General features: G+C 71.4%; 25 protein-coding genes. 12 read left to right on the top strand and 13 right to left on the bottom strand.

Going from position 1 to position 24,855, the window contains the following annotated elements; all coding sequences use genetic code 11:
• Positions 1–58: 58 nt before the first annotated feature.
• From AC4F3Q_RS06745 to AC4F3Q_RS06715, 7 genes are all read left to right on the top strand, one after another.
• Positions 59–970 carry a DUF881 domain-containing protein gene (locus AC4F3Q_RS06745; protein ID WP_491039297.1) on the top strand — a complete coding sequence of 304 codons (912 nt, stop codon included), beginning with the start codon at positions 59–61 and terminating at the stop codon, positions 968–970.
• A 22-nt stretch (positions 971–992) separates the two neighbouring features.
• Positions 993–1,325, top strand: a complete 333-nt coding sequence (locus tag AC4F3Q_RS06740; RefSeq protein ID WP_168447369.1) for a small basic family protein — start codon at positions 993–995, stop codon at positions 1,323–1,325.
• On the top strand, positions 1,322–2,203 hold the full coding sequence (locus AC4F3Q_RS06735; RefSeq protein ID WP_491039296.1) for a DUF881 domain-containing protein: 882 nt from the start codon (positions 1,322–1,324) through the stop codon (positions 2,201–2,203). The genes AC4F3Q_RS06740 and AC4F3Q_RS06735 overlap by 4 nt, the downstream gene beginning before the upstream one ends.
• 125 nt (positions 2,204–2,328) lie before the next feature.
• Positions 2,329–2,820 carry an FHA domain-containing protein gene (locus AC4F3Q_RS06730; protein WP_491039295.1) on the top strand — a complete coding sequence of 164 codons (492 nt, stop codon included), beginning with the start codon at positions 2,329–2,331 and terminating at the stop codon, positions 2,818–2,820.
• Positions 2,817–3,590, top strand: a complete 774-nt coding sequence (ftsR, locus tag AC4F3Q_RS06725; protein WP_350308802.1) for a transcriptional regulator FtsR — start codon at positions 2,817–2,819, stop codon at positions 3,588–3,590. The genes AC4F3Q_RS06730 and ftsR overlap by 4 nt, the downstream gene beginning before the upstream one ends.
• Positions 3,591–3,750: 160 nt before the next feature.
• Positions 3,751–4,362, top strand: a complete 612-nt coding sequence (locus tag AC4F3Q_RS06720; protein WP_434060852.1) for a MerR family transcriptional regulator — start codon at positions 3,751–3,753, stop codon at positions 4,360–4,362.
• 17 nt (positions 4,363–4,379) lie between these two features.
• On the top strand, positions 4,380–4,571 hold the full coding sequence (locus AC4F3Q_RS06715) for a hypothetical protein (RefSeq protein ID WP_491039294.1): 192 nt from the start codon (positions 4,380–4,382) through the stop codon (positions 4,569–4,571).
• An 89-nt stretch (positions 4,572–4,660) separates the two neighbouring features.
• Here AC4F3Q_RS06715 and AC4F3Q_RS06710 read toward each other — a convergent pair whose 3' ends face one another.
• Entirely contained in the window at positions 4,661–5,899 is a 1,239-nt protein-coding gene (locus AC4F3Q_RS06710) for a phospholipase D-like domain-containing protein (protein WP_491039293.1), read from the bottom strand.
• 198 nt (positions 5,900–6,097) lie between these two features.
• Here AC4F3Q_RS06710 and bsh point away from each other — a divergent pair, with 198 nt between their 5' ends.
• On the top strand, positions 6,098–7,045 hold the full coding sequence (gene bsh, locus AC4F3Q_RS06705; protein ID WP_491039292.1) for a choloylglycine hydrolase: 948 nt from the start codon (positions 6,098–6,100) through the stop codon (positions 7,043–7,045).
• Positions 7,046–7,149: 104 nt separating this feature from the next.
• The gene (locus AC4F3Q_RS06700; RefSeq protein WP_491039291.1) at positions 7,150–7,626 is read left to right on the top strand and encodes a GNAT family N-acetyltransferase; all 477 of its coding nucleotides are present in this window, start codon (positions 7,150–7,152) and stop codon (positions 7,624–7,626) included.
• An 85-nt stretch (positions 7,627–7,711) separates the two neighbouring features.
• Here the strand turns inward: AC4F3Q_RS06700 and AC4F3Q_RS06695 are convergent, their stop codons facing one another.
• Positions 7,712–10,105 carry an ATP-binding cassette domain-containing protein gene (locus tag AC4F3Q_RS06695; protein WP_491039290.1) on the bottom strand — a complete coding sequence of 798 codons (2,394 nt, stop codon included), beginning with the start codon at positions 10,103–10,105 and terminating at the stop codon, positions 7,712–7,714.
• Between the two features lie 326 nt (positions 10,106–10,431).
• Here AC4F3Q_RS06695 and AC4F3Q_RS06690 point away from each other — a divergent pair, with 326 nt between their 5' ends.
• Positions 10,432–10,776 carry an RNA polymerase-binding protein RbpA gene (locus tag AC4F3Q_RS06690; protein ID WP_168447363.1) on the top strand — a complete coding sequence of 115 codons (345 nt, stop codon included), beginning with the start codon at positions 10,432–10,434 and terminating at the stop codon, positions 10,774–10,776.
• A 92-nt stretch (positions 10,777–10,868) separates the two neighbouring features.
• Here AC4F3Q_RS06690 and AC4F3Q_RS06685 read toward each other — a convergent pair whose 3' ends face one another.
• The 10 genes from AC4F3Q_RS06685 to AC4F3Q_RS06640 form a co-directional block, all read right to left on the bottom strand.
• Entirely contained in the window at positions 10,869–11,642 is a 774-nt protein-coding gene (locus tag AC4F3Q_RS06685) for a polyprenol monophosphomannose synthase (RefSeq protein ID WP_491039289.1), read from the bottom strand.
• A complete protein-coding gene (gene lnt, locus AC4F3Q_RS06680) occupies positions 11,639–13,192 on the bottom strand; it encodes an apolipoprotein N-acyltransferase (RefSeq protein ID WP_491039288.1) in 1,554 nt (517 codons plus the stop codon). Before lnt ends, AC4F3Q_RS06685 begins: the two co-directional genes overlap by 4 nt.
• A gap of 77 nt (positions 13,193–13,269) precedes the next feature.
• On the bottom strand, positions 13,270–14,931 hold the full coding sequence (locus AC4F3Q_RS06675) for an amidohydrolase (protein WP_491039287.1): 1,662 nt from the start codon (positions 14,929–14,931) through the stop codon (positions 13,270–13,272).
• Between the two features lie 107 nt (positions 14,932–15,038).
• The gene (locus AC4F3Q_RS06670) at positions 15,039–17,921 is read right to left on the bottom strand and encodes a DEAD/DEAH box helicase (protein ID WP_491039286.1); all 2,883 of its coding nucleotides are present in this window, start codon (positions 17,919–17,921) and stop codon (positions 15,039–15,041) included.
• Positions 17,922–17,960: 39 nt separating this feature from the next.
• Positions 17,961–18,875, bottom strand: a complete 915-nt coding sequence (locus AC4F3Q_RS06665) for a diacylglycerol/lipid kinase family protein (protein WP_491039285.1) — start codon at positions 18,873–18,875, stop codon at positions 17,961–17,963.
• The gene (gene tatC / locus AC4F3Q_RS06660; protein WP_491039284.1) at positions 18,872–19,657 is read right to left on the bottom strand and encodes a twin-arginine translocase subunit TatC; all 786 of its coding nucleotides are present in this window, start codon (positions 19,655–19,657) and stop codon (positions 18,872–18,874) included. Before tatC ends, AC4F3Q_RS06665 begins: the two co-directional genes overlap by 4 nt.
• A gap of 3 nt (positions 19,658–19,660) precedes the next feature.
• Positions 19,661–20,020, bottom strand: a complete 360-nt coding sequence (locus AC4F3Q_RS06655; RefSeq protein WP_491039283.1) for a twin-arginine translocase TatA/TatE family subunit — start codon at positions 20,018–20,020, stop codon at positions 19,661–19,663.
• Between the two features lie 72 nt (positions 20,021–20,092).
• A complete protein-coding gene (locus AC4F3Q_RS06650; RefSeq protein ID WP_491039282.1) occupies positions 20,093–20,419 on the bottom strand; it encodes a hypothetical protein in 327 nt (108 codons plus the stop codon).
• A gap of 36 nt (positions 20,420–20,455) precedes the next feature.
• Positions 20,456–21,421 (bottom strand): helix-turn-helix transcriptional regulator, encoded by a 966-nt coding sequence (locus AC4F3Q_RS06645; RefSeq protein WP_491039281.1) that lies wholly within the window; start codon positions 21,419–21,421, stop codon positions 20,456–20,458.
• On the bottom strand, positions 21,414–22,451 hold the full coding sequence (locus AC4F3Q_RS06640) for a helix-turn-helix transcriptional regulator (protein WP_491039280.1): 1,038 nt from the start codon (positions 22,449–22,451) through the stop codon (positions 21,414–21,416). Before AC4F3Q_RS06640 ends, AC4F3Q_RS06645 begins: the two co-directional genes overlap by 8 nt.
• Positions 22,452–22,484: 33 nt before the next feature.
• Here AC4F3Q_RS06640 and AC4F3Q_RS06635 point away from each other — a divergent pair, with 33 nt between their 5' ends.
• The gene (locus AC4F3Q_RS06635; protein ID WP_491039279.1) at positions 22,485–23,600 is read left to right on the top strand and encodes a DUF3866 family protein; all 1,116 of its coding nucleotides are present in this window, start codon (positions 22,485–22,487) and stop codon (positions 23,598–23,600) included.
• A 102-nt stretch (positions 23,601–23,702) separates the two neighbouring features.
• The gene (locus AC4F3Q_RS06630) at positions 23,703–24,323 is read left to right on the top strand and encodes a Dps family protein (protein WP_491039278.1); all 621 of its coding nucleotides are present in this window, start codon (positions 23,703–23,705) and stop codon (positions 24,321–24,323) included.
• A gap of 9 nt (positions 24,324–24,332) precedes the next feature.
• Here the strand turns inward: AC4F3Q_RS06630 and AC4F3Q_RS06625 are convergent, their stop codons facing one another.
• Complete coding sequence (locus AC4F3Q_RS06625; RefSeq protein WP_491039277.1) at positions 24,333–24,782, bottom strand: hypothetical protein; 450 nt, start codon at positions 24,780–24,782, stop codon at positions 24,333–24,335.
• Positions 24,783–24,855 lie beyond the last annotated feature (73 nt).

Raw genomic sequence — 24,855 nt, 5'->3', positions numbered from 1 at the left:
ACGAGCGCTGCGCCGCCCGGCGCGGACGGAGCCCCGGGGCGACGACGGGGGAGGGTGCGTGTCCACGAGCACGAACGTCTCCCGGCCGCGCCCTGACGCGTCGATGGTGCTCCTCGACGAGGTGATGCGGCGCCCCCTCGACCCTGGGTACGCCGAGGCCGCCGCGCGCCGCGCCGCCGGGACCGCGCCCCACCGCGGGCCCGTCCGGCTGACCCTCCTGCTCGCCGCGGCCGTCCTCCTCGGCGGCGGCACGGCCGCCGCTGCCGAGACGCTGCGCGCGCCCGTCGACGGCGTGCTCTCGTCGACGGCGATCCTCGAGGACCAGATCGTCGAGCGTCGTGCGGCGGTCGACGACCTCGTCGCGACCATCCAGGAGACCACCGACGAGATCGAGTCCTTGCAGAGCGACGCGCTCGGCGACCAGTACCCGCTCCTCCTCGACGCCGCCCAGCGCGACGGTGCGGCAGCCGGGACGACGGCAGTCACGGGGCCGGGCCTCGTGATCAAGCTCAACGATGCCGTCCCGCTCCTCGGCGAGACCGACGAGGCCGCTCGCGTCCAGGACTACGACGTCAAGGTCGTCGTCAACGCGCTGTGGGCCTCAGGGGCGGAGGCGGTCGCCGTGAACGGCCAGCGGCTGACGAGCACGAGCGCGATCCGCAGCGCGGGGGAGGCGATCCTCGTCGACCTCGTCGGGCTCTCCCACCCGTACACGATCGAGGCCATCGGGGACCCGGACACGCTTCCCGCCTACTTCGCGCGCTCCCTCGGCCAGGAGCACATGATCGCGCTGGGCTCGCGGTATGGAATCACGTCGTCCGTGTCGCAGGACTCATCGATCATCCTGCGCGCGGGTCGCGCGCCCGACCTCCTCAGCGCGAGCCGAGGAACCTCCGCCGGAGGCGAGGGCGAAGACACGCGCACCGACGAGACACGCACCACCACGAGCATCGGGGGAGTACCCCGGTGAGCCCGACGAAGGAGCCCAACCCGTGATCGCTGTCATCGGCCTGCTGATCGGTGCCCTGCTGGGAGTGTTCTTCCAGCCTGACGTACCGGTCGCGCTGCAGCCGTATCTCCCGATCGCCGTCGTCGCAGCGCTCGACGCCATCTTCGGCGGTCTGCGCGCGCTGCTCGACGGCATCTTCGACGACAAGGTCTTCGTGGTCTCCTTCCTGTCGAACGTCGTCGTCGCTGCGCTCATCGTGTTCCTCGGCGACCAGCTCGGGGTCGGTACGCAGCTGTCGACGGGCGTCGTCGTCGTGCTCGGCATCCGGATCTTCTCGAACGCGGCCGCGATCCGCCGCCACCTGTTCAAGGCATGACGGCGTCCGAGCACCCCGGCGAGGGGCCCGCACCCGAGGAGACGGCCGTCCCGGCTCAGCCGAAGGCTCCGGACGTGGCGGCGGCCGCGCCTGCTCCAGCAGGCACCGGGCAGCCCGTCCCCGGGCACGGCCGCCACGAGGCCGCTCCTGCGCCGCCACCGTCCGCCTGGCGGACCCTCGGCAAGGCGCTGCGTCCACGCCTCACCATGTCGCAGCTGGTCGCCGCCCTCCTGTGCGGGCTCCTCGGCTTCGCGCTCGCTGTCCAGCTGACGGCCGACGAGCGGAGCTCGCTCGCCGGGCTGCGACAGAACGAGCTGGTGCGCATCCTCGACGAGGTCACACGTCGAGGGGAGGACCTCGAGCAGCAGGCGCAGACGCTCCGCGGGCAGCTCGCCGAGCTGCGCAGCAGCACGGACGACCGCGCGGCCGCGGTCGATCTGGCCCTCGCCCGGGCCGAGGTCCAGGGCATCCTGTCGGGACGGCTTCCCGCCGAAGGACCGGGCGTCGTCGTGCGCATCGATGAGGGCGACACGGCGCTCCCGGGGACCACGATGCTCTCCGTGCTCCAGGAGCTGCGGAACGCCGGCGCGGAAGTGATCGAGCTCAATGACGTCCGGATCGTCGCGTCGTCTGCGTTCACCGACACCCCTCAGGGCCTCCTGCTCGACGGGACGCTGCTCTCGACGCCGTACGTGTGGCACGTGATCGGTTCCGCCGACACGCTGACGCCAGCGCTCGAGATCCCGGGCGGTGCGATGGCCTCCGTCCGGAATGCGGGCGGCAAGGGAACCGTCACAGCGCAGAAGGAGATACGGATCGACGCGGTTCGCGAGCCCTCCGCACAACGGTTCGCGACGCCCGTGGCTCCCGCTCAGTGAGGATCCCCGCGCAGGTCGCGACAACATCGCTATGGCTCTGCGGCGGATCATGCATAAAGTGGAGGTGCAGGTCGACCGATGTGTGAGTGGTCGCGCAGGTGCGCGACCAAGGCCGAGGAGGGTGCATGACTGACGGTACGCACGAACAGGTTCCCGGCGGCTCGGTCGAGCCCCCGTCGGGGATCGAGGCGACCGTCGTCTTCGGCGCCGTCCCTCGAGACACGGCCCCGTCGACGCCACCGGCCGACGCGACCGCCACGCTCGGCACCGAGGACCAGGCCGCGATCGCCGCCCTCCCGGCCGACTGCGCGCTCCTGATCGTCCAGCGCGGGCCCGGGGCGGGAGCCAGGTTCCTCCTCGACTCGGACCGTATCCTGGTCGGCCGCTCCGAGCGCTCGGACATCTTCCTCGACGACGTCACGGTCTCGCGCAAGCACGCGAACTTCGTGCGGGCGGGAGGCGAGTTCTCGGTGCGCGACTCGGGCTCGCTGAACGGCACGTACGTCAACCGTGAGCGGGTGGACGCCGCAGTCCTCCGGTCGGGTGACGAGGTGCAGGTCGGCAAGTTCCGCATGGTCTTCTTCCCGAGCCGCCGCGCTGCGGGAAGCGGCCAGTGAGCCCGGCGTCCCCGCAGGCCTCGTCCGCGGAGGAAGGCGCTGGCGCGCGCCTCCCGCAGCTCGTCGAGACGTGGCCCGCTGGTGTGTCGACGCGGGCGTCGATGCGCATCTCCGACGTCCTCGCGGCGCTGCGGCCGGAGTTCCCGGCTCTGACGAGCTCCAAGCTCCGTTTCCTCGAGGACCAGGGGCTCGTCGAGCCTGTACGCACCCCGGCCGGATACCGGCAGTACTCGCCTGCGCACGTCGAGCGGCTGCGCTTCGTCCTCGGGCAGCAGCGGGACCACTATCTGCCGCTCAAGGTGATCAAGGATCGTCTCGCGGAGATGGATGCCGGGCTCTACGAGCCTGCGCCCGTGGTTCCGCACCTGGCGACGGCCGACGGTGAGCGCGCAGACCTGCGTCCTGCTGACAGGCTGACGGCTGCGACGCTCGCGGCCGAGGCGGGCGTCGAGGTGCGGGTCGTCGAGGAGCTGCTGGAGGCGGGGATCATCCGAGCCGACGCTCGCGGCCGGTTCGACTCGTGGGCGCAGCAGATCGTCGTTCACGCCGCGGCGCTGCACCAGCACGGGATCGGGGCCCGCCACCTGCGTGCGCTCCGATCGTCCGCGGACCGGCAGCTCGCGCTCGCTGAGCAGGTGGTCGCTCCTGTGCGGTCGCAGGGCACGCCTGCGGCGCGCGCGAGGGCGGACGCGACGGCGGTCGAGCTGGGGGAGTCATTCATCCAGCTCCACGCGGCTCTCGTGCGGCAGGCGCTGTCCCACCAGGACTAGCCATCTCGAGCGGGGACCTGCACCGCTGACGGCAAACTCTCAACCTCAACTTGAACGTGAGACACGTCTCGCGACACGCCGAAACGACTGGACGGCACGGTCGTTGACGCTGTCAGGGGTGGCCCGTAGCGTAGCCATCAGAGACAGGGCCATGACGGCCGTGCAGGTCAAACAGGAGGCTGGCGTGAGCACCACGAGCGAGACCGGCGAGCAGCCGGCGGCGCGGGCGGCAGCCGCCTCACAGGGACTGCTGTTCGGCGATGATCTCACGGAGCAGGACTCGGCGACCGGTTACCGCGGGCCTACGGCGTGCCGCGCCGCGGGGATCACGTACCGGCAGCTCGACTACTGGGCGCGGACTGGGCTGGTCGAGCCGACCGTTCGCCCCGCGAACGGCTCCGGGACGCACCGTCTCTACAGCTTCCGCGACATCCTCGTGCTCAAGGTGGTCAAGCGGCTCCTGGACACGGGGGTCTCGCTCCAGCAGATCCGCACTGCGGTCTCGCACCTGCGTGAGCGTGGTGTCGACGACCTCGCCCAGATCACGCTCATGAGCGACGGGGCGAGCGTGTACGAGTGCACGAGCGCTGACGAGGTGATCGACCTGGTCCAGGGTGGCCAGGGAGTGTTCGGCATCGCTGTCGGCCGTGTGTGGCGCGAGGTCGAGGGGTCTCTCGCCGAGCTGCCGACCGAACGTCTGGGCGACGAGGAGTCGGCTAGCACCCCGACGGACGAGCTCGCTGCTCGCCGTCGTGCCCGCACCGCTGGATGATCTAGCCGGAGGCCATCATGGCCGAGAACACCGATCCTGCTGACGTCGCTGCAGCCGAGCTGGCTGCGCACCCGGAGTTCGCCGAGGTGCCGGTGATCGAGGCCGACGAGACCGTCCCGCCGCGGCCCGAGGAGGAGATCGCAGACGTGGTGCGGTCTGTTCCCGATCACCGCGAGGCGTTCAAGCACCGCGGGGCGCACGGCGACTGAACGCTCCGAGCCAAGACCTTCCTCTTCGCACGTCTAGTTTCGAGCGGCGGCGGTCCGGGCGAGTGGGGCCGACCCGGGCGGCACCCGTGTCACATGAGGGGACGCAGGGGAGCGAGCACTCTCTCGCTGATGCGCGCGATGCGCCCGCGGTTCTCCCATTCCTCGGCCGTGAGCTCGCGGCAGTTGCTGAGGTCGGTCTCGAAGACCTGTTCCATCTGCTTGGCGAGCCCTTCGTCGTAGATCTCCATGTTGATCTCGTAGTTGCCCGAGAGGCTCAGACGGTCGATGTTCGCTGTGCCGATCGTGGTCCACACGCCATCGATCGTCGCGGTCTTCGCGTGCACCATCGCATCCTGGAAGAGCCAGATCGTCACTCCGCCGGCGAGAAGGCTCGAGTACAGGCCTCGCGACAGCCAGTCCGTCACGACATGGTTCGAGTTGTCCGGGACGATCACCCGGACGTCGACACCGCGCCGGGCCGCTGCGAGCAGGGCGTCGAGAATCTCGTGGTCGGGGATGAAGTAGGCCTGCGTGATGTAGATGTGGCTCTGCGCCCGGTCGATCGCCTGCAGGTAGATCCCGCGGATCGGGAACAGGAGGTGACCTGGCGCGTTGCGAGCCGGCCGGATGTGCGGCTCCCAGTGGTCAGAGCCCGGGTCGGGCAGGACCGGGAGGTGGGGGCGGCGTGTGCTGTTCCAGAAGTCGACGAAGGCGTTGCGCAGGTCCCACACCGCGGGTCCTTCGAGGCCGAGGTGCGTGTCGCGCCAGTCGGTCGCGTACAGCGAGCCGATGTTGTACCCGCCGACGAAGCCGATCTCGTCGTCGACCACGAGGATCTTGCGGTGGTCGCGACCGGAGTGGCGCACGTTGAGCGTCAAGAGACCCGGCCGGAACGCGGGGTAGCGAAGGACGTGGATGCGCTCGGGGAACCGGAGGAACTCACGCGGGACGACGAGGTTCGCGAAGCCGTCGAAGATCACGTAGACGCTGACGCCGCGGTCCGCGGCCTCGATGAGCGCCTCCTTGAACTCAGCGCCGATCGCGTCGCCCTTCCAGATGTAGGACTCGAGCATGATCGTGTGCTGGGCGCCGCGGATCGCAGCGAGCATCGACGCGTAGAGATCCTCGCCGTACGTGAAGAGGCGCGTACGCGTCCCGGCAACCTCGCCGTCGAGCGGCGGTAGGTGCGGGAAGCTCACCTCAGCCGCGTCGCGGCGGTACTTCTTGATCGCGTCGGTCACGATGAGCGACGCAGCGACGGCGAACGGCGCAGCGACGGTCAGCGCGCCAGCGCGAACCACAGCGCGGGGGAGTCGGGGTCTCGGCACGCTGCCAACCTATATCCGCATCACTGCGGCAGCGAACCAGATCCGGGTGCCCGGGGCGGCGATACGTGCCACCGCGCCCGGGGTGCGCGGCGCGGATGGCAGCGGGACTCTGGAGCTGGGGCAAAGGGCGCAGTTCCACATGCGCAGCACCCTGCCGAAGCCCGGTACCGTCCGGGCCCGACCGAAGGAGCGGCCAGCATGTGCACCAGCATCAGGTTCTCGGACAGCGATGGGCACGCGTATCTCGCGCGCAACCTCGACTGGACGAACGGATATGGGGAGGGCGTCGTCATCACGCCCACCGGGTTTGTCCCTCGCTCACCGTTCGGTGCCATCCACGACGTCGAGCACGCGGTCATCGGCATGGCGATAGTTGAGGAGGATGTCCCGCTGTACTACGACTGCGGCAACGACGCGGGGCTTGCCGTCGCGGGCCTGAACTTCCCCGGCTACGCGCAGTACGCACCTGTCCCGAAGGAGGGCGCGACGAACGTCGCAGCATTCGAGTTCCCGCTCTGGTTGACATCGCGGTTCACGACCGTCGACGAGGTCCAGGCGGCGCTGAGGAGCGTCGTCATCGTCGACCGTCCCATCAATGAGAGATTCCCGAGCGCGATGCTGCACTGGATCGTCGCGGACGACGACCGCTCGATCGTCGTGGAGCAGACGACGCACGGGATGCAGGTGTTCGACGACGACGTCGACGTGCTCACCAACCAACCAGGGTTCGCCTGGCACCACGAGAATCTCCGCAACTATCTGAACGTGACCCCTGGCTTCCCGGCCGAGCAAGCGCTCGGGGGAGCGCGCCTGTCACCCTTCGGGTCAGGCTCCCAGATGCGCGGACTGCCCGGTGACTACTACTCGCCCTCACGCTTCGTGCGTGCTGCCTACGTCAACGCGCACTACCCGCAGAAGACCACGGAGGAGGAGAACGTCAGCCGCGCCTTCCACACGCTCCAGCAGGTCGCCATGGTCGAGGGAGCTGCAGCGATGGAGTCGGGTGAGTTCGAGAAGACGATCTACACGGGCCTGTTCTCGTCCCGCACGTCGACGTATTACTGGAACACGTACGACGATCCTGCGATCCGAAGCGCATCGCTCGGGGACCATGCGTCGACGGGGACCGATCTGGTGATGCTCTGAAGAGGAGGGGGGCCGCCGCACAACCCGGGCGGGTGAGGGTGAAGTGACATAATGTACCTTATCGGCAAGCGGGGAAGTGGGAGGCCGGGACGAGGATCCCGCCCATGCGCAGCATCGAGGTCGTCGAACCTGGTTCTCCTATCGCCGCCCAGATCGTGCGCTCCTACATGCATGACGTCGCATCTCGTTACTACGGGCGCCCGGCAACGCTCGCCGAGGTCGACCAGGCGCTCCTGGACGAGCCTCACGACGACCTGACCGGCCCGACCGGAGTCTTCCTCCTGGCGTTCCAGGACGACGCGCCCGTCGCGTGCGCCGGCGCGCGGTTCATCGGCGACATTGCCGAGTTGACGAAGGTCTTCACGACCCCGGCTGCACGCGGTTCAGGCCTGGCGCGCCAGCCGATCGCGAGACTCGAACAGATGTTCGCAGGGCGCGGCATCGTCACTGTCCGCCTGGACACGCACAGCCGTCTCGTCGAAGCTTGCGCGATGTACGAGAGGCTCGGGTACCGCCGGGTCGAGCCGTTCAACGACGAGCCCTACTCGGACCGCTGGTACGCCAAGCCCGTCCCTCGCTGAGCGCCCGTCGCACGCACGCCGGGCCGGCGCGGCCCAGGCATCCCGGTGTCGCCAGAGCGTCAGGACCAGCGCCGCTCGACGAGACTCACACCCGGACATACTCCGCGAGATGCTGACCGGTGAGCGTCGACCGGTCCGCGACGAGCTCTGCTGGCGTTCCCTCGAACACGACCCGTCCACCTTCGTGTCCTGCACCTGGCCCCAGATCGATGATCCAGTCCGCGTGCGCCATGACCGCCTGGTGGTGCTCGATGACGATGACGGACTTCCCCGCGTCGACGAGCCGGTCGAGAAGTCCGAGAAGATGCTCGACGTCGGCGAGGTGCAGACCGGTCGTCGGCTCGTCGAGGACGTAGATGCCGGCCGCCTCCCCCATGTGCGTCGCGAGCTTGAGCCGCTGGCGCTCACCACCGGACAGCGTCGTGAGCGGTTGCCCCAGGCTGACATAACCGAGGCCCACGTCGACGAGTCGCTCAAGGATCTTGTGCGCCGCCGGGACGCGTGCCTCACCCTCGGCGAAGAACGCCACCGCCTTCTCGACGGGCAGCGCGAGCACCTCCGAGATGTCGAGCCCGCCGAGTCGGTACTCGAGCACCGCCGGCTGGAACCTCTTGCCCTCGCACGCGTCGCACGTGCTCGAGACGCCCGCCATCATGCCGAGGTCCGTGTAGATCACGCCCGCACCGTTGCAGGCCGGGCAGGCACCCTCGGAGTTGGCGCTGAACAGTGCAGGCTTGACGCCGTTCGCCTTGGCGAACGCCTTACGGATCGGCTCGAGCAGCCCGGTGTAGGTCGCGGGGTTGCTGCGGCGCGAGCCCTTGATCGCGCCCTGGTCCACCGTCACGACTCCCGCGTCCCGTGGCATCGAGCCGTGCACGAGCGAGCTCTTCCCCGACCCGGCCACACCGGTGACGACCGTGAGCACCCCGAGCGGGACGTCGACGTCGACGTCCGCCAGGTTGTTGGCCGTGGCACCGCGGATCGCGAGGTGGTCCCTCGGGGTCCGTACGGTGTCCTTCAGGCGCGCCCGGTCGTCGAGGTGCTGCCCGGTGAGGGTGCCGCTCCCCCGCAGTCCTTCGACCGTGCCCTCGAAGCAGATCTTCCCGCCCGCGGTGCCCGCGCCTGGACCGAGATCGACGACGTGGTCCGCGATCACGATGACCTCGGGCTTGTGCTCGACGACCAGCACCGTGTTCCCCTTGTCCCGCAGCCGCATCAGGAGGCGGTTCATCCGCGCGATGTCATGCGGGTGCAGACCGATGCTCGGCTCGTCGAACACGTAGGTGACATCCGTCAGCGCGGAGCCGAGGTGCCGGATGAGCTTGGTCCGCTGAGCCTCGCCGCCCGACAACGACCCGGACGGCCGGTCGAGCGACAGGTACCCGAGGCCGATCTCGACGAAGTGCTCGAGCGTGCTGTGCAGCGCCACGAGCAGCGGCCGGGCGGCAGGCTCGTCGAGCGCCGCGACCCACTGGGCGAGGTCGCTGATCTGCATCGCACAGAGGTCGGCGATGTTCTTGCCGGAGATCCGGGACGACCGTGCCTCCGCGCTGACGCGCGTCCCCTCGCACTCGGGGCACACGGTGAACGTCACCGCACGGTCCACGAAGGCACGGACGTGCGGCTGCATCGCCTCACGGTCCTTGGAGAGGAACGACTTCTGGATCTTCGGGACAAGCCCCTCGAAGGTGACGTTGATCCCGTCGACCTTGATCTTGGTCGGTTCCTTGTAGAGCAGGTCGTGCAGCTCGCGCTTCGTGAAGTCACGGATCGGCTTGTCCGGGTCGAAGAACCCGGAACCCCGGTAGATGCGCCCGTACCAGCCGTCCATCGTGTAGCCCGGGATCGTGAGGGCGCCGTCGCTGAGCGAGAGGTTCTCGTCGTACAGGGCCGTCAGGTCGAAGTCGTTGACCTTCCCCATGCCCTCGCACCGCGGGCACATGCCGCCGAGCTGGTTGAACGTCGCCTTCTCGGCCATCGTGCGGCCGCCTCGCTCGACGGTGATCGCGCCGCTCGCGTGCACCGACGGCACGTTGAACGAGTAAGCGTTCGGCGGGCCGATGTGCGGGTCCCCCAGACGGCTGAAGAGGATGCGCAGCAGCGCGTTGACGTCCGTGACCGTGCCGACGGTCGAGCGCGGGTTGGCCCCCAGCCGTTCCTGGTCGACGATGATCGCGGTCGTGAGGCCCTCGAGGACGTCGACCTCCGGCCGGCCCACGGTGGGCATGAACCCTTGCAGGAACGCGCTGTAGGTCTCGTTGATCATGCGCTGCGACTCCGCAGCGATCGTCGAGAAGACGAGCGAGCTCTTCCCGGACCCGGACACACCGGTGAAGACCGTCAGGCGCCGCTTCGGGATCTCGAGACTGACGTCCTTGAGGTTGTTCTCCCGTGCGCCGCGCACGCGGATCACGTCGTGCGCGTCGGCGGCGTGAGCGACCGCTGCACCCGGCTGAGACTTGTTCACCGTGTCTCCCATGTTCGATCGGTCCGCGCGACGACGAGGCCGCACCAATCCCATCATGCCTGGCGCGTCCGACACCTGTGTGGTCAGGCCCACGCGCCGCGGGAGCCCGGGACGCGTGCAGGACCACCTCTCCCCCGTGTAACCTTCCGGGTGGCGCCATGCCATTTGCACGGCAGGATGGTTCTCAAACAGGCCGCTCGCACCGCGAGCCGGCAGGTGCAGTTCACCAGACCTTCACCGCCGACCTCCCGATCGACGGAACAAAGCAGCGCCCGACGAACGTTCTACCTGCAGACCCTGCACACGCAACGGCTGCACACAGCCCTCTGGAGGACACCATGGCCGACCGGTCACTGCGCGGAATGAGCATCGGCTCCAAGAGCATGGAGACTGACGAGGGAGTCGACTTCGCGCCTCGGTTCCAGGCGCACTACGACTGCCCCAACGGGCACACGATCATCCTCCCCTTCTCGACCGAGGCCGAGGTCCCGGTGGAGTGGGAGTGCCGGTGCGGCGAGCTCGCCCTGCTGCGCGACGCCGACCGCCCCGAGCCCAAGGCGACCAAGCCCGTCCGCACGCACTGGGACATGCTGCTCGAGCGCCGCACGATCAAGGAGCTCGAGGAGCTTCTCGACGAGCGTCTCGACCTCCTGCGGGCAGGAAAGCTGCGCCGCAGCGCCTGACGGACACACACGACGAGGGTCGGTTCCCACAAGGAACCGACCCTCGTCGCCATCTCTGCACCCGTCACGCGCACCCGTCGAGGTCGTGCTGATCAGCGCCGGGAGAATGCCCGTGCCACCTGACGCCCGCGGCGCTGCAGACCCCACAGAGTCACCTTGCCGAGCGCCTCGACGATGATCGCCCGGCTCATCTTCGACACGCCCGCCTCACGCTCGACGAAGGTGATCGGGACCTCGCCCACCGCTCCCCCGGCGTCGATCACGCGCATGGTCATGTCCACCTGGAAGCAGTACCCGTGCGACGCGACCGAGCCCAGCTCGAGCCGGCCCAGCATGGGGGCGCGGAACGCCCGGAAGCCGCCCGTCGCGTCACCGACGCCGAGGCCGAGCATCACCCGCGTGTACACGTTGGCGCCGCGCGAGAGGATCTCGCGGTGCAAGGGCCAGTTGACGACCTTCCCGCCTGGCACCCAGCGAGCCCCGATCACCAGGTCGACGCGCGGCTCACCCTCGAGCCGCGCGAGCAGCGCCGGCAGCTCCTCCGGCCGGTGGGAGCCGTCCGCATCCATCTCGCACACGACGTCGTAACCACGCTCGAGCGCCCAGCGGAACCCGGCGATGTACGCGGAGCCGAGTCCCTGCTTTCCGGAGCGGTGCATGACGTGGACGGCCGGGTCCTGCGCGGCGATCCGCTCCGCGAGGTCACCGGTCCCGTCCGGGCTGCCGTCGTCGACCACGAGGACGTCCGCGTCGGGGACGGCGCGACGCAACCGCTCGAGCGTCCCGGGAAGAGTGAGCGACTCGTCGTAGGTCGGCACCACGACCACCGTGCCCCGACCCGCGGCCCCCTGACCACCGTCCGTCATGACTTCCTCCTGCCCTTGCGCGCGCTCACCGCGACGATCATCCCCGCCACCGTAGTGGCTGAGGCCACGGCGACGACGATCCACGCGGGCACGGCACCCGCGCGTGTCGCGGGTGTCAGCGTGCTGCGCAGCGGCACAGACGCGACGAGCTGAGCAGGCTCGAACAACCCCGTGCGCTGGTGCACGCGCCCGGTCGCGTCGATCACGCCGCTCACGCCGACCGTCGAGATCTGGATCGTCGACCGCCCGGACTCGATCGCGCGCATCCGCGACATCGCGAGCTGCTGCGTGGACTCGGCGCTGTAGCCGAAGTTCGAGTTGTTCGTCTGGACGAGGAGCACCTCCGCGCCGCCCGCGACGGCGTCACGGACGACGTCGTCGTACGCGACCTCGAAGCAGATCACGGAGCCGAGGACGACCGTCCGCCCGAGGCGCGGCGACTCGAGCGGCAACGTGCCGATCTCCTTGCCCGGGAGCATGTCCGTCGTGACGAGGTCCGTCATGTCCGAGAACCGGCTGAAGAAGGAGCGCATCGGGATGTACTCGCCGAACGGGGCGGGGCGCTGCTTGGCGTAGAGGTCGACGATGCCCACGCCCGGCTGCCACAGCAGGCTCTGGTTGTAGCGGCCGTTCTCGACGTACTGCTGCGACCCCACGAGCAGCGGTGCCGCGACGTCACGGGCGGCCTGGTCGATGACGTCCCACGCCTGCTGGTCCTTGCGGGGGTCGACGTCGGACGCGTTCTCCGGCCAGACGACGAGGTCGAGCTCTCCGGGCTCGACCGAGTCGAGCAGCGCACGGGTGCCGTCCGCGTGGAAGCCGAGCACCTGGTAGCGCGTCGCGAACGCGCGCAGCCCGGGCTCCGCCACGTTGCCCTGGACTGCGCCCACGGAGAGGCGCCCGCCCTCCGGCTGCGTCGTGAGAGGCACGAACAGCCCGCCCGCGACGAGCACGAACGCGACGATGACGGCACCGCCCGCACGCCCGAGGCGCAGCCGCACCAGGCTCAGGACGGCGAGAGCGACGAGGGCTCCGACGAGAGCGACGAGGAACGACACGAGGACGGTCCCGCCGAGCCAGGCGTACCGTCCGAGCGGCGAGTCGGCCTGGGAGAACGCGAGGCGGCCCCACGGGAAGCCGCCGAACGGCCACGAGCTGCGCAGCACCTCGCCTGCGGTCAGCGCGAACGCGAAGGCGAACGCGCTGAGGGCCCCACGTCTCGCGATCACGGGGATCCGTGCCGCCCAGGCGAAGGCGGCGCACGAGACGCCGACGAGCAGGCCCTCGGCGGTCGCGAGCGCGAACCAGGGCAGGTCGCCTGCCGCGAAGCCTGCCCACGACAGGTGCGGGACGAAGAACGCGACGCCCCACACGCTCCCGATCACGAACGCCGCGCGCGCCCGGTGGCCGCGCAGCGCGATGAACAGCAGGCCGACGGCGACGTACGCAAGCGGCCAGACGCCGCGGTCCGGGAAGGCCACGTCGAGGCCTAACCCTCCGACGACCGCCAGCGGGAGGGCGAGCAGCAGCGGCGTCGGGCGAGGTAGCACGAGCGAAGCCTACGCGATCAGCCTGTGCCGACCGCGCTGCTCAGCGCCGTGCCCGTGGATGCGGGAGCGGCTCCGGGTCAGCCGAGCGTGTCGTAGATGACGACGCCGTCGCGCAGCGTCTGCAGGCATGTCGGAGCAGGCTCGTCAGGACCCAGCGACGGCAGGAGCGGCGTCCCCGAGCGGGCGTCGGTGCTCCACGCCGCGATCGTCGTGTGCGGCCCCTGGACGCCGAGGTGCTCGGCACGCCACAGCGCGAGGTGGGCGGGAGCCCCGACCCGGATCTCACCTGCCCCCGTGTGGTCGAGCCCTGCGAGCCGCCAACCGCCACGCGTGTGCGCACGGAACGCTGCACGGGCCGAGATCCGCTGGTCGGCGGCGTTGAGGAAGAGTGACGCGGAGACGGCGCCCCACGGGTCGAAGGGTGTCACGGGCGTGTCCGAGCCGAGTGCGAGCGGCACCCCTGCACCCGCAAGGTCGGCGAGCGGGTTCATCGCCTCGGCGCGCAGCTTCCCGAGCCGCTTCTCGTAGAGGCCGCCCGGGCCGCCCCAGACGGCGTCGAACGCCGGCTGGACGGAGAGGCGGACACCCATGAGGACGATCGCCGCGAGGGCGCTCGCATCGATCATCTCGGCGTGCTCGAGCCGGTGACCGGCGCCGCGGATCGCCGCGAGCCCCTCGAGGTCCGCGGCAGCCTGGAACCCGAGCACGACCTCGCTCATGGCGCGGTTGCCGATGACGTGGAAGCCCGCCTGGACCCCGGCGCGTGTCGCGGCGAGGACGTGGTTGCACACCTGCTCAGCCGTGAGCTCGAGCACGCCCGTGCGCAGCGGGTCGGCGGGGTCCTTGAGGTCGACGTACGGGCTCGTGAGCGCCGCCGTGTGCGAGCCGACCGAACCGTCGACGGGCATGTCGCCGCCCACCCCGGTCAGCCCGGGAACGGCGGTGAGGAGCTCGTGCACGTCGTCGGTCGTCTCGCACAGCTCGCCGCGGTAGCCGACGACGAGCGGCAGCCCGGAGTCTGCCGTGCGCGTGCGTGCGATGAGGTCGGCGAGGCCTGCGCGCGTGTCCGTCGACGGGAGCGAGTGCTCATGGACGGACACGATGCCGCGGCTCGCGGCCAGCTGGAGCGCACGATCGGTCAGCTCGCGGTGGCGGGCGTCGGCGTCGGCGCGCAGCTCGGCCATGACGGACTCGTGGGCGTCGCCCGTGAGCCAGCCCTCGTCGTCCCACCCTGCGCGGCGGTCGAGACCGAGGCGCTCGCACACTGCCGTCGACGCGAGGCTCGAGTGCAGGTCGGGACGCACGAGCACGACAGGCGCACCCTCCGCTGCGCCGTCGAGGGCGCTGCGCGTCGCGCGGACCGCGTCAGGCCACGCCGAGGTGTCGCACCCCCACCCGACGAGCGGCCCACGCGACTGCGCCTCCCCGCGACGCAGGTCGCGCACCCGGTTCGCGACGGCGGCGAAAGCCGACGTGGCGGTCGTGACGTCCGCCTCGAGCGACAGATCGAGCCCTTCGAGGGCCATGCCGGTCGAGAGCAGATGAACGTGCGCGTCGACGAACGCCGGCGTCACGAGGGCGCCGTCGAGGTCGACGACCGCCTCGGCGCGCGACACGAACGAGCTCGCGGAGTCCTCGGCGCCGAGCCATGCCACGACACCGTCCTCGACGAGGAGGGCTTCGGCGAACGGGTCCGCGGGCGAGTGGATCACGCCGTTGCGGTAGAGGATGGAGGCCACGAACGTTCACGATAAGCCACGGCAGACGTCCACGGAGCGGTCTCGCCCGCCCCGTGACGCGCCTCACCCGCCGTGTCTGCCCCTACGGCCCTGCCGGCAGGCTCGTGTCACACGGACGTGTACGCGACGACGCCGCGCCGCAGCAGCCCGACCGCCTCGTGCGCGGCGAGCGCCGTCTCCTGGTCGGGGGCGGCGACCGAGATCTGGTCGAGGACGTCGATCACCTGCTTGCACCAGCGGACGAAGTCGCCGGCAGCAAGCTCTGTGCCCCGCAGGACGGACTCGAGCGAGCGTCCCTGAGCCCAGCGGTAGACCGGCGCGACGAGGGTCGTGTCGACGACCGGCGTGGGCTCGACCCGGTGCGCGACCTCGACGTCCTCGAGCCGAGACCACTCGCGCACCGTGCCCTCGACGGCCCGCCCCAGGCGGCCCTCCGGACCGCCCGGGAGGTGCGGCTCCTCACCGCCGTCGTCCCGGCGCGCCTCGTACACGACCGTCGAGACGACCGCCGCGAGCCCTGCTGCGTCGAGCCCCGACCACACGCCCGACCGCAGGCACTGCGCGAGGAGGAGGTCGTTCTCCGCGTACAGGCGCTTGAGCGCCTTGCCGTGGCCCGTGACCGTCGTGCGCATGCGCGCCTCGGCGTCGTCGTGGTCGACGTCGTCGGTGTCGCGCGCAGGCCGCACCCGCAGGTATCCCAGGTCGACGAGCACGTCGCAGACCCGGTCGAACTCGCGTGCGATCGTGCCCGTGCGCCCTTCGATCCGGCGCAGGAGCGCGCGGTGCTCCTTGTCGAGCCGCGTCCACCGCTCCGCCCAGCGCGCGTGCCCCTCCCTGTCCGGGCACGCGTGGCACGGGTGCTGGCGCAGCTCACGGCGCAGGTGCTCGAGCTCGCGGTCGTCGGCCGCGCTGGCCCGGCCCTTCCCGCGAGGCCGCGACGGCACGTCCTCAGCCTCGGCGAGGGCGGCGCGCATGCGTGCGACGACGTCGCGACGCTCCCGCGGGACGCGCGTGTTGAGCTGCTTCGGCAGCCGCACGCGCGTGACCTGCTCGACGGCCTCCGTGAGCTCCGTGACGCTCAGGCGAGACACCTTGCCGTCCTCGGTGAGAACCGTGGGCCGGGGCCCTTCGAAGGCCTCGGTCGTCCCGGCGTCGAGCACGACGGCGTAGCCCGCACGCCGCCCCGACGGCACCGTGACGACATCGCCCCGGCGCAGAGCGCCGAGGGACGCCGCGACCAGAGCACGGCGTCGTCCCTGGTCACGCTTGCGCAGCTCACCCTCGCGGCTGGCGATCGCCGATCGCAGCCGCGAGTACTCGCGGAAGTCGCCGAGGTCGCACGTCATCGCCTCCGCATACCCTGCGAGGGCCTCCGCGTGCGATCGCGCCTGCTTCGCCAGGCCGACGACCCCGCGGTCCGCCTGGAACTGCGCGAAGCTCGTCTCGAGGATCTCGCGTGCGCGCTCGCGGCCCACGCGGTCGACGAGGTTGACGGCCATGTTGTACGTCGGGCGGAAGCTCGACCGCAGCGGGTAGAGCCGCCGTGACGCGAGTCCGGCGAGCGCGACCGGGTCGAGCTGCGGGTGGTCGACGACGACCGCGTGCCCCTCGACGTCGATCCCGCGCCGCCCGGCGCGTCCGGTGAGCTGGGTGTACTCCCCCGGCGTCAGGTCGGCATGGGCGCGCCCGTCCCACTTGACGAGCTTCTCGAGGACGACCGACCGTGCGGGCATGTTGATGCCGAGCGCGAGCGTCTCGGTCGCGAACACGACCTTGACGAGCCCGCGGGAGAACAGGTGCTCGACCGTCTCCTTGAAGATCGGGAGCATCCCGGCGTGGTGCGCCGCGAGCCCGCGCGCGAGCCCCTCGACCCACGTGACGTAGCCGAGGACAGCGAGGTCGGAGGGCGCGAGCGTGGCGCACCGCTCCTCGGCGATCTGCCGGATGCGCGCTTCTTCCTCGGGGGACGTGAGCGAGATGCCCGAGGCGAGGCACTGCGCGAGCGCCCCCTCGCAACCGGCTCGGGAGAAGATGAAGTAGATCGCCGGGAGCAGGCGCTTCTCGTGCAGGGCGTCGACGACGGAGAAGCGCGAGAGCGGGCGTCGCGACGGACCCCGCTCGAAGCGCCCTCCCCTGTCTCGCGCGTCGCGGGGGCCGCGCGCACCGCGGTTGCGGCCGTGCCGCGCGAACGGCTCCTGGCCGCGCCGCAGCGCGATGCTCAGGTCGGGGTTGATCGGCGGGTTCACACCGGGGTCGGTGGGGTCGACGTGGCCGGCGTACAGGTCGAGGAGCTGGGCGCTGCGCTCGTCGGCGCGGGTCGCGACGTGCTGCCACAGCGGCACGGGCCTGCGTTCCTCGACGACGACGGCGGTATCGCCCCGCACCATCTCGAGCCAGTCGCCGAACTCCTCGGCGTTCGACACGGTCGCGCTGAGCGACACGAGCTGGACCGGCTCGGGCAGGTGGATGATCACCTCTTCCCACACGGGCCCACGGAAGCGGTCGGCGAGGTAGTGGACCTCGTCCATGACGACGAACCCGAGGTCGTCGATCGCAGAGGACCCGGCGTACAGCATGTTGCGCAGCACCTCGGTCGTCATGACGACGACGTCCGCCCCGCCGTTGACGGACGTGTCACCCGTGAGGAGACCGACGCGATCGGCGCCGTGGCGCGCGACGAGGTCGTGGTACTTCTGGTTGCTCAGCGCCTTGATCGGCGTCGTGTAGAAGGTCTTGAGCCCGCGCGCGAGGCCCAGGTGGACGGCGAACTCGCCGACGACGGTCTTGCCCGCACCGGTGGGCGCGGCGACGAGGACGCCCCGCCCCTTCTCGAGCTCGCGGCAGGCGTGCACCTGGAACTCGTCGAGGTCGAACTCGAAGGACTCGCGGAAGCGGGCGAGCTCGGTGCGCTCGTCGACCTGACGCTGACGGGCCGCGGCGTAGCGTTCCGCGGGAGACATGGGCTGGTCCACCCCGGAGGCTGTGCTCATGGCGTCCACGGTAGTCGAGCGAGCGGCGCCCCCGCCGTCTCAGACGAGCAGCCGCACCGCCCGGGCGTGCACCTCGACGTGCAGCGGCAGCGGACCGATCGACTCGCCGTCGGCCATCGCGACGGGCGGGGCGAGACCTGCGTCGGTGGGCTCGACGAGGACCGACGTCGCCCGCACGACGTCGACGCTCGGGTGGCTGAGGTGGGTCCCGGGGTACAGGCGCGGCAGGATGCGCATCGCGCCCCACCGGGTGAACGGCCCAGCGAGCACGACGTCGAGCTGGCCGTCGTCGATCTCCGCGTCCGGCGCGATCCGCAGGCCGCCGCCGAAAGCTGGACCGTTGGCGACCGAGACGAGCGTGCCGGCCGACTCCCAGACCCGTTCCCCCATGGTCACGCGGTACCCGAACGGCTTGAAGGCGCCGAGCTCGCCGACGAGCGCACGCAGGTACTTCAGGTGCCCGCGCGGGAACGACAGGCGGTTGGCGCGGTCGTTCACCGCCGCGTCGAGCCCTGCGGACAGGACGCCGGCGAACCAGCGCCCGTCGAGATGCCCGGGAACGTTGACGTGGGCCGCGTCGACGGCGCGGTACCGGGAGCGCCCGAGCGCGTCCAGCAGGACGTCGACCGACGCGTCGACCTTGTGCCGCGGGAGGCCGGTCGCCCGCGCGAAGTCGTTGCCCGAGCCGACCGCGACGATGCCGAGCGGCACTGTCGTCGCCGCGACGGCGTTGAAGCCGAGGTGGACCATCCCGTCGCCGCCGACCACGACTAGCGCGTCGAGACCGTCGATCACGCCCTGCCGGGCGTGGTGCATCGCGTCGAGCAGCGACGCCCCGGACAGGTCCACGACCGAGTGCCCCGCTGCGGTCAGCCGCTCGCGCGTGCGCGCACCCGCGGTGGCTCCGCGACCCTTGCCCGACGTGGGGTTGACGACGAGCCCGATCCGGCTCACAGGCCGTCCTCCTGCTCCTGCGCGGCACGGCGGCGGTCACGCCGCCGGTCGTTGAGGGCAGACACGCCGACCGCCGCGAAGTACAGCACGATGATCGGCAGCGTCATCGCGAGCATCGTCACGACGTCGGGCGTGGGCGTCATGACAGCCGAGAACACGCACGCGAGGACGATCGCCCACCGCCACCCGCGCAGGTACGTGCGCGCGCGCACGATCCCGACCATGTTGAACGCGACCATGAACACCGGCAGGAGGAACACGAGCCCGAACGCGAGGATGATCTGCGCGACGAAGGACAGGTACGCCTGCGCGTCCTGGATGTTGAGGGCCTGGTCGGGGACGAACTCGACGAGGAGCACGACAGCACGCGGCAGGACCCACCAGGCGAGGCACGCGCCCGCGAGGAAGAGCGGGACGGCCGAGCCGAGGAACCCGAGCGTGTAGAGCTTCTCGCGGCGGGTGAGCCCGGGGACGACGAACGCCCACACCTGGTAGAGCCACCACGGGCTCGACACGATCAGGCCGAGCCAGACGGCGATCTTGACCTGCATGTCGATCGCGCTCGCGACGCCGGCGAAGTTGAGCGCGACCGTGCGGCCCTTCTCGGCGGCGACGTCGAGGATCGGCTGCTGGAGCAGCTCGAAGACAGGTTCGTAGAGGAACCAGCCGACGACGGTCCCGACGAGGATCCCCAGCCCTGCGAGGAAGAGGCGGTTGCGCGCCTCGACCAGGTGCTCGCGCAGCGACATCCGTCCGTCACGAGCACGCTGCTGCGTGCGCACGGCTCAGTCCTTCGCGGGGGTGTCCCCGGAGTCTGGGTCGGCCGTCGGCACGGGAGCCGCGGGCTGCTGCGGTGCCGCCGGGGCGGCTTCAGCCGCTGGCACCGCAGGGGCCGCAGGGGCCGCGGGAGCAGCCTGTGGAGCGGCGGATGCCGGGGCGACGGGCGCCGGTGCCGTCGGCGCCGGGGCCGAGGCCGAGGCCGGGGACGGGGCGTCCTCCTCCCGGAGCTCCTTGACCTCCTTCTTGACGATCTTCAGAGCGCGCCCCATGTTGCGGGCGAGGTCCGGGAGCTTCGAGGAGCCGAACAGCATCACGATGATGAGGATGAGGACCGGGATGACCCAGGGGTGCGAGCGAAGGCCCATGACGGCGTTCTCCAGACTGTTCGACGGACGGGGCAATCCTAGACCGCGCGCGCGGCGCGGACGTGCGCGGTCTCAGCGCCAGACGCTGCGCCAGCGCTCCCACACCTCGGGACGCGGCCGCCTGCGCCACGCCTTGCGGGCGAGCCGCTCCTGGCGCAGCCGGTCGACCCGCGTGCGCAGCTCGGCGCGCGGCGCGGTCACCGTCGGCGAGGTCGACGGAGACTGCGCGAGGCGCTCCTCGGTGCGCTCTGCGGCACGCTCCCAGACCTGGCCGAGCCGCCCGGCCGACGCGCTCACCTCGGTGGCGGCGCGCCGGAAGCGGCGCCACGCATCACGCCACACGAAGAACGCGGCGAGAGCGGCACCGAGCACGAGGGCCGTCCAGATCCAGAACCACACGGGAGCCACGCTACCTCTCAGCAGCCTGGCGCCAGGTCACGTGTAGCAGGCGAGGGCGTCGCGCGCTGCGGCCGCGACGTCGTCGGCGACCCAGGCGGGCTCGATCGAGCGCACATGGCGGGCGTTCTGCAGGAGGAGCTGTCGCAGCCACGCAGGCTCGGCGACGACGAGGTCGACGGCGAAGTCGCCGTCGACCAGGTCGGTGACCGCCTCGACGGGGATCTGCTCGGCGATCCAGCGCGCCGGGCTCGCGAGCACGAGCCGGACGTGGTGGGTCGGCCCTGCGACGTCCGCGGGCCGGAACGTCGCGTCCTTGATGCCCACGTGCTGCTCGGCGGGCTCGTCGAGGACGGTCGCCTCGAGGATGCGATCGGTGCGGAAGGACCGTTCGTCGTCCGCCCGCGTGCACCACGCGACGAGGTACGAGTGCTCGTCCTCGACCTGCAGGCGGATCGGGTCGACGACGCGCTCGGTGACGACGTCGGCGACGCTCGCGTACCGGATCAGGAGGCGGCGGCCCGACGTGAGGGCTGCGCCGAGCGCGGCCGTCACGGCGGGCGAGCCGCGCTCGGCGAGGCGGACGTCGAGAGCCGCCGCAGCCTCGCCCGTCGCTGCGGTGAGCACGGCGAGCGTCCCCTCGACCTCCTCCCCCAGGCGTGGGTCGATCGTGTCGTCGAGCGTCTCCTTCATCGCGCGCAGCGCGGCGATGAGCGCGACAGCCTCGCGCGTGCCGAGGCGCAGCGGGGTCGTCATCCCCTGCGGCTGCACGAGCGCGACGGTCCCGGCCTCGTAGTCGAGGTCGAAGTCGATCAGGTCGTCCGTCCAGTGCCCCGGCGTCCCGGACACCCACAGCAGGTCGAGGTCCTTGACGACCTGCTCGACCGTGACGCCGAAGTGTGCGGCGAGGTCGGCGATCGCGACGCGCGGCCGCTCCCCGCCCGCGTCGAGGTAGGTGATGATCCCGAGGAGGCGGACGAGCCGCTCGCTCGTGCGCTCAGCCATGGTGGTCCTCCGTCGCGTGCCGGGCCTTGTCGGGGAGGTCTGCTGCGGCGTCGAGCATCGCGACGACGGCCGCACGCACCTGCGGGGGCGCGAGGACGACGACGGCGTCGCCGTAGCCGACGATCTCACCGGCGAGGGCGTCCGGGTCGTCCGCGTCGACGGCGAGGATCTCACGACCGACGAGACGGTCGGGAAGCTCGGCGGGAGCGCCGAGCTCGACTGCCTCGGCCGGGGTCACGACGCGGGCGTGGGCCCGCAGCGCGGCGGCGCGCTCGGGCACGACCGCGACGACCGCCGGCACGGCCGCGCGGCTCGTCCCGAGCAGGTCGTCGACGTCGAGGTCCGCGGGGACGGGGAACGCGTCCTCCGGCCCGACGGCGCGCACGCGGCCCGCGATCCGGCTGAGGCGGAACGCGCGCGCTGCGTCGCGGCTGCGGTCGCGGCCGATCACGTACCAGCCGCCTCCGCGCGCGACCACGCGCCACGGCTCGACCGTGCGCCGGGTCAGCTCTCCCGTGCTCGCCGCCCGGTAGTCGAAGGTGACCGCCCGGCGTGACGTCGTCGCGTCGAGAAGAGGGCCGTAGGCGTCGCCGGCCTCGCGGACGCGGGGCGCGAGAGCCGCGACCGCGGCACCCTCCGCGTCCGGTGCCGGTCCCCCGGCGGCGCGCAGCTTCGTGAGCGCGCGCGCCGTGTCGTCGCGGAGCATGCGGTCCTGCCAGAGCTCGGCGGCGACACCGAGGACGGCGAGCTGCGCGGGTGACAGCTCGAGCGGCTCGAGCGCGTAGGCGTCCATGTCGATCCGGTAGCCCGTCTCGGTCGCGTGGGCGCCCTCGACGGTGACGATCGGGACGCCGAGCTCTCGGAGCAGGTCCTTGTCACGCTCGAAGGTCCGCTCGAACGCGGCGTCCGACGTGCCGGCGTAGCCGACGACCGAGGCTCGGATCTGCTCGCGGGTCATCCGGCGGCCGGCGTTCACCAGGGCGATCACCAGGTTCAGCAGCCGCTCGGCGGCAGGGGTCGTCTCGCTCACCGGCACCACGCTAGCGGGCGGTACCGTGTCTGCGTGATCAACTGGCGCGATGGGGTCGTGGTGTCGCTCGGCCGCGAGTGGGCCGGTGCGCTCGAGACGACCGTGCGCACGTCCGACGGCGCGGAGGTGCGTGCGCTCGCGTACCCCGGACTCGTCGGTCGCCCGGCCGAGGGCGACCGGGTCCTCCTCAACACGACGGCGCTCGAGCGCGGCCTCGGGACCGGCGGCTACGCCCTCGTGGCTGCGCTCCCTGACGCTCTCCCTGTCGCGGAGCCGCCCGGGCCGGGCCACCTCGTCAAGGCGCGCTACACCCCGCTCCAGACCATGGTGCTCGGTGTGGACGAGCAGGAGTCCGACCATCACGAGACGTTCCGCGAGGCCGACTCGCTCGACGGCATGCCCGTCGTCGTCGCCGACCTGCACTCGGCGCTGCCCGCGATCGTCGCGGGCATCCGCGAGGAGGCGCCCGACGCGCGGGTCGCGTACGTCATGACCGACGGCGGAGCGCTCCCTGCGTGGTTCTCCCGGACCGTCGCGCAGATGCGTGACGAGGGCCTGATCGTCTCGTGCCTGACCGTCGGCCAGGCGTTCGGGGGCGACCTCGAGGCCGTCACCGTCCACTCTGGCCTCCTGGCGGCGCGTCACGTCGTCGGTGCCGACGTGACGGTCGTCGCGCAAGGTCCCGGCAACCTCGGGACGGGCACCCGCTGGGGGTTCTCCGGCGTCGCGGCAGGCGAAGCCGTCAACGCTGCTGCGACGCTCGGCGGGCGGCCTGTCGGCTCGCTGCGCGTGTCGGCGAGCGACGCGCGGCCGCGCCACGTCGGCGTCTCGCACCACTCGACCACGGCCTACGGCCGCGTCGCGCTCGCCGCGGCTGACGTCGTCGTGCCCGTGCTCGACGAGGGCATCGACGTGCCGGTCTCCCTCGGCGGGCCGACGGGGCTCAACGCCCTCGTCGAGGAGCAGGTCGCGGAGCTCGCGCCGCGGCACCGGCTCGTGCGCCGCGCGGCGGGCGCGCCGCTCCTCTCGGCGCTGCGCCGCTCCCCCGTCCGGATGTCCTCCATGGGCCGCGACCTCGCGACGGACCCGACTCCGTTCCTCGCCGCCGCTGCTGCGGGTGAGCACGCGGCTGCGCTCCTGCGGGACTGAGGCTCGCGTCCTGCCAGCGTGCGGGAGCCGTCGAGCCGTCGGATGCTGGAACGGCAAGGCCGTCCGTGCGGAGGGCGGCCACGACGACGAAGGAGCATCACGGTGGCATCCTCGAAGGGCAGCGCGAAGAAGAGCACGAAGAGCACCGAGGCGAACGCAGGCCTCCCCGCCTACACGGTCCCGTCGCTCACCCTCGACGAAGGGGCGCAGACCGCCCAGATCCTCCAGGCGCGGCTGCACGCGCTGATCGACCTCGCGCTCACGCTCAAGCACATCCACTGGAACGTCATCGGCCCGCACTTCATCGCGGTCCACGAGATGATCGACCCGCAGGTCGACGCGGTGCAGGCGATGGTCGACGAGACCGCGGAGCGCATCGCGACTCTCGGTAGCGTGCCGGTCGGCACGCCGGGTGCGATCGTCGCGAGCCGCACGTGGGACGACTACTCGATCGGGCGGGCGAGCACGATCGCCCACCTCGGGGCTCTCGACGAGGTGTATCGCGGTTTCATCACGGACCACCGCGAGGCGGCGACCGCGACGGAGGAGCTCGACGACGTGACGAACGACATGCTGATCGGGCAGCTAGGGTCGCTCGAGCAGTTCCACTGGTTCGTCAGGGCGCACCTGGAGTCGACGTCGGGCGAGCTGTCGACCTCGGACGCGCGCACCGAGAAGGGTGCGGCGCGCAGCGCGGAGGCCGACGCCAAGGGTCGCGCCTGACCCCTGCGATCACCAGCTCCAGCCCCGGGCGCCCAGCTCCAGCTCACGCCGGAACCGGGCGTCCGGGTCGCCGAGCGTCTGCGTGCTAATCGCCGAGATCTCGTCCGGCAGGTCTTGCGCGGACAGCGCGCGCTGGAGCGTCGACACCTCGACGGCGGCGCCCGCGTCGCGGGAGCTCTCGGCCCCCGCCAGCTGGCAGGCCTCCCGCAAGAGTGCGTCGTAGGCCCAGAGGGCGGCGCGCAGGTGGTGCGCCCGGGCGAACATCGTGGGGTCCGCGTCGACCCGGCGGATCCGCTCGGCCGCGACGGCGAGCTGGTGCTCGAGTTCGAGGACCAGGAACGGGTCGACCTGGGCGAGCTTCTCCTCCTCGTGGGAGACCGAGGCTGTCCTGACGGCCCACAGGACGCAGCCGACAACGAGCATGGCGAGCACGCACCAGACCAGGAGCACGGCGACCACCGCCTCAGATCCGCACCGTCGGGGACGTCTCCAGCGTAGGCACCAGGCGACTCAGACGGAAGGGCGCGACCCT

It is taken from the genome of Flavimobilis sp. BM9, assembly GCF_058313055.1.
The sequence above is the reverse complement of the archived record's forward strand: the minus strand, read 5'-3'. Positions and strand labels throughout refer to the sequence as shown.